General features: G+C 74.4%; 2 protein-coding genes and 2 pseudogenes. 3 read left to right on the forward strand and 1 reads right to left on the reverse strand.

Going from position 1 to position 4,681, the window contains the following annotated elements; translation table 11 throughout:
- Positions 1–79: 79 nt before the first annotated feature.
- The 3 genes and pseudogenes from cobT to ABZV94_RS40305 form a co-directional block, all read left to right on the forward strand.
- Positions 80–1,975 (forward strand): annotated as a pseudogene (cobT, locus tag ABZV94_RS40295) (nicotinate-nucleotide--dimethylbenzimidazole phosphoribosyltransferase); the annotation flags it as partial.
- Positions 1,976–2,118: 143 nt separating this feature from the next.
- Positions 2,119–3,351: a uroporphyrinogen-III C-methyltransferase gene (gene cobA, locus ABZV94_RS40300; protein ID WP_356349861.1), complete on the forward strand. Its 1,233-nt coding sequence runs from the start codon at positions 2,119–2,121 to the stop codon at positions 3,349–3,351.
- Between the two features lie 84 nt (positions 3,352–3,435).
- Positions 3,436–4,254, forward strand: a complete 819-nt coding sequence (locus ABZV94_RS40305; RefSeq protein WP_356349863.1) for an RNA methyltransferase — start codon at positions 3,436–3,438, stop codon at positions 4,252–4,254.
- A 41-nt stretch (positions 4,255–4,295) separates the two neighbouring features.
- Here the strand turns inward: ABZV94_RS40305 and ABZV94_RS40310 are convergent.
- Positions 4,296–4,681 (reverse strand): annotated as a pseudogene (locus ABZV94_RS40310) (serine/threonine protein kinase); the annotation flags it as partial.

The following is a 4,681-nucleotide window of genomic DNA, read 5'->3' on the forward strand; positions in this document are numbered from 1 at the left end:
TTCGTCGGCGGTGTGGCCAAGGGCACCGCCGGCCTGGTCAACTTCGTCCGCGGCCTGAACCCCGCCGACCCCTACAACCTCACCCACCCCGCCGCAGCCCCTCGTCGTGCCCGCGCCCCGCGAGGGCGAGCCGGCCGGGGCGCCCGCCCCCGAGGTCGTCCAGAACGCGGAGGACCTCCGGACGAGGGCCGCCGACCAGGAAGAGGGCACGGCCGCAGGCGCGGAAGCACAGCAGTCCACCGGCCCCGCCGCGCCCGCCTACGCCGACGCCGAGCGCGAGGCCGTCCTGAAGGTGATGCGCGAGCGCCGCGACATCCGCAACGGCTTCCGCAGCGACCCCATCCCGCACGAGGTGCTGCTCAGAGTCCTGGAGGCCGCGCACACCGCGCCGTCCGTGGGCCACTCGCAGCCCTGGGACTTCGTCGTCATCCGGTCCGCCGAGACCCGGCGGACGATGCACGAACTGGCGATGCGGCAGCGCGAGGCGTACGCCAAGTCGCTGCCGAAGGGCCGGGCCAAGCAGTTCAAGGAACTGAAGATCGAGGCCATCCTCGACACCCCGGTCAACATCGTCGTCACCGCCGACCCCACCCGCGGCGGCCGGCACACGCTCGGCCGTCACACCCAGCCGCAGATGGCGCCCTACTCCTCGGCGCTCGCGGTGGAGAACCTCTGGCTCGCCGCCCGCGCCGAAGGCCTCGGCGTCGGCTGGGTCAGCTTCTTCGACGAGCGGGAGATGGTCCGCGCGCTCGGCCTGCCCGAGCACCTGGAGGTCGTCGCCTACCTGTGTGTCGGGTACGTCGACGAGTTCCCGGACGAGCCCGAGCTGATGCAGGCCGGCTGGTCCAAGCGACGCCCCCTGTCCTGGGTGGTGCACGAGGAGACGTACGGCCGCCGCGCCCTGCCCGGAGAGGAACCCCACGACCTGCTTGCCGAGACCGTCGCACAGATCCGCCCGCTCGACGCCAAGGCGCTCGGCGAGGCGTGGGAGCGCCAGAAGCGCATGACCAAGCCGGCCGGCGCGCTCGGCATGCTGGAGATCATCTCCGCACAGCTGTGCGGGCTGTCCCGGCAGTGCCCGCCGCCGATCCCGGAGCCCGCCGCCGTCGCCATCTTCGCCGGCGACCACGGCGTGCACGCCCAGGGCGTGACCCCCTGGCCGCAGGAGGTCACCGCCCAGATGGTGGCCAACTTCCTCGGCGGGGGCGCCGTCTGCAACGCCTTCGCCAGTCAGGTCGGCGCCGAGGTGTGCGTCGTGGACGTGGGCGTGGCCGCCGACCTGCCGGCCACCCCGGGCCTGCTGCCCCGCAAGATCCGCGGCGGCACGTCCGACATGACCACCGGCCCCGCGATGACCCGCGAGGAGGCCAGGGCGGCCATCGAGGTCGGCATCGAGACCGCCCGCGACCTGGTGGCGGCCGGCAACAAGGCGCTGCTGACCGGTGAGATGGGCATCGCCAACACCACCGCGTCCGCCGCGCTGATCTCGGTGTTCACCGGCGCCGACCCGGCGGAGGTGACCGGGCGCGGCACGGGCATCAACGACGAGACGCTCGCCCGCAAGACGGAGGTCGTCCGCCGGGCCCTGGAACTCCACCAGCCGGACCCGGCCGACCCGATCGGCGTCCTCGCGGCGATCGGCGGCTTCGAGCACGCGGCCATGGTGGGCCTGCTGCTCGGCGGTGCCTCGCTGCGTACGCCGGTGATCCTGGACGGCGTCAGCGCCGGCGCCGCGGCCCTAGTGGCCCGCGCCATCGCCCCGGAGGTCCTCGCGGCCTGCATCGCCGGCCACCGCAGCGCCGAACCGGGCCATGTGGCGGCGCTGAACAAGCTGGGCCTGCGCCCCCTGGTCGACCTGGACCTCCGCCTGGGCGAGGGCACCGGCGCCCTGCTCGCCCTGCCGCTGGTGCAGAGCACGGCGCGGGCCATGCACGAGGTGGCCACGTTCGATTCGGCGGGGGTCACGGAGAAGTAGGCCCCGCGCGGGACGGGTGGTCCGGTGCCCAGCTGTCGGACCACCCGTGTCCCCTGCCCTGCCCACCGCTTAAAATCTGCACGTCAGGGCCGCTCCGAAGGTGCAGCGCGCCCATCGCACAGCTGCACGAGGAGCCGCCCCTCATGGCCGAACACCCCGCCTACCCCGTAGGCCTTCGCCTCTCCGGCCGTCGTGTGGTCGTCCTGGGCGGCGGCCAGGTCGCCCAGCGCCGCCTCCCGGCGCTCATCGCGGCCGGCGCGGACGTCGTCCTCGTCTCCCCGGAGGCGACCCCCTCGGTCGAGGCCATGGCGGACGCGGGCGAGATCACCTGGGTGCGGCGCGGGTACCAGGACGGCGACCTCGCCGAGGCCTGGTACGCCCTCATCGCCACCAGCGACCCCGAGGCGAACGTGGCCGCCTCCGCCGAGGCGGAGCGCCACCGCGTCTGGTGCGTCCGCTCCGACGACGCGGACCAGGCGACCGCGTGGACCCCGGCGACCGGCCACAGCGAGGGCGTCACCGTCGCCGTGCTCACCACGCACGCCCGGGGCCGCGACCCCCGGCACACCGCGGCCATCCGGGACGCGGTCGTCGAGGGCCTGCGCGACGGCACCCTCGTCGCCCCCCACCACCGCACCCGCACCCCCGGCGTGGCCCTGGTCGGCGGCGGCCCGGGCGACCCCGACCTGATCACGGTCCGCGGCCGGCGCCTCCTCGCCGAGGCGGACGTCGTCATCGCCGACCGGCTCGGCCCGCGCGACCTGCTCGCGGAACTCCCCCCGCACGTCGAGGTGATCGACGCGGCGAAGATCCCGTACGGCCGCTACATGGCCCAGGAGGCCATCAACAACGCGCTCGTCGAGCACGCCCAGCAGGGCAAGGCGGTCGTCCGGCTCAAGGGCGGCGACCCGTTCGTCTTCGGCCGGGGCATGGAGGAGGTCCAGGCGCTCGCCGAGGCCGGCATCCCGTGCACGGTCGTCCCCGGCATCTCCAGCTCGATCTCGGTACCGGGCGCGGCCGGCATCCCGGTCACGCACCGGGGCGTCGCCCATGAGTTCACCGTGGTCAGCGGGCATGTGGCGCCCGACGACGAACGCTCCCTGGTCGACTGGCCGTCGCTGGCCAAGCTCACCGGCACCCTGGTGGTCCTGATGGGCGTCGACAAGATCGGGAAGATCGCCGAGACGCTCGTCGCGCACGGCAGGTCGCCCGAGACGCCGGTCGCCCTGGTGCAGGAGGGGACGACGGCCGCGCAGCGGCGCGTGGACGCCACCCTCGCCACGGTCGCCGAGACGGTCCGCGCCGAGGACGTGAGGCCCCCGGCGGTCATCGTCATCGGCGAGGTCGTGCGGGTCGGCCCCACGCCGTCGCCGTGAACTCGGCCTGAACACGCGTAACCCGGGGTAACCCGTCCCCTCCCAGCCGTTGGCACCACACCCAGGACAAGGCAGTATCACCCTGTGGCCGATCTCATCACCGTCGAGGATCCCGACGACCCGCGCCTGACCGACTACACGGGCCTGACCGACGTCGAGCTGCGCCGCAAGCGCGAGCCCGCCGAGGGCCTGTTCATCGCCGAGGGCGAGAAGGTCATCCGCAGGGCCAAGGAAGCCGGCTACGAGATGCGGTCGATGCTGCTCTCGGCCAAGTGGATCGACGTCATGCGCGACGTCATCGACGAACTCCCGGCCCCGGTGTACGCCGTCAGCCCCGAACTCGCCGAACGGGTCACCGGCTACCACGTGCACCGCGGCGCCCTGGCCTCCATGCAGCGCAAGCCGCTGCCGACGGCCGGCGAACTGCTCCGCTCCGCCCGCCGGGTGGTGGTCATGGAGTCGGTGAACGACCACACCAACATCGGCGCGATCTTCCGCTCGGCGGCGGCCCTCGGCATGGACGCGGTGCTGTTGTCGCCCGACTGCGCCGACCCGCTGTACCGGCGGAGCGTCAAGGTGTCCATGGGCGCGGTGTTCTCCGTGCCGTACGCCCGGCTGGAGACCTGGCCCAAGGGCCTGGACTCGGTCCGCGAGGCCGGTTTCACCCTGCTCGCGCTCACCCCGGACGAGAAGGCCCGCACCCTGGACGAGGCCGCCCCGCACCGGATGGACCGGGTGGCGCTCATGCTCGGCGCCGAGGGCGACGGGCTGTCCACGCAGGCGCTGGTCGCCGCCGACGAGTGGGTCCGCATCCCGATGTCCCACGGCGTCGACTCGCTCAACGTGGGCGCGGCGGCCGCGGTCGCCTTCTACGCCGTGGCCACCGGCCGGCCGGAGGCCTGACCGGACGTACCCCCGCCCGCCGAACCGTCGGGAGGCGGCCCTCAGTTACCGGCGTCGCGACTCACGGCCGACCGGTCGGGGTTGGGCACGAACGTAACGTCGCCCAGCGGCGAGTGGCTCGGCTGGGTGTGCTGCTGCTGGGGGACACCGTCGTCGCCGAGCCCGCGCGCCGGTCCCTGGCAGCCCTGGGCCACCGCGATCCCGAGAGCCACCAGCAACGTCACGACCACGAACACGAACAGCCGCTGCCGCAGCAGCCGCGGATTCGCCGGCCGCCGCAGACCGCCCGCCGGACGCTGTCCCGGCCGCCGCGCGGAACCGCCGCGCTGAGCGGGCCGGCCGCCGCCGGGGCGCGGCCCGCCGCCGCGCGGCACCGGGGTGGGGCGCGCCGTACCCGGCCGGGGCGAGGACCCGGTGGCGCCCCCGC

Origin of the sequence: Streptomyces sp. NPDC004658 (genome assembly GCF_040609555.1) — a bacterium.
GTDB lineage: Bacteria > Actinomycetota > Actinomycetes > Streptomycetales > Streptomycetaceae > Streptomyces.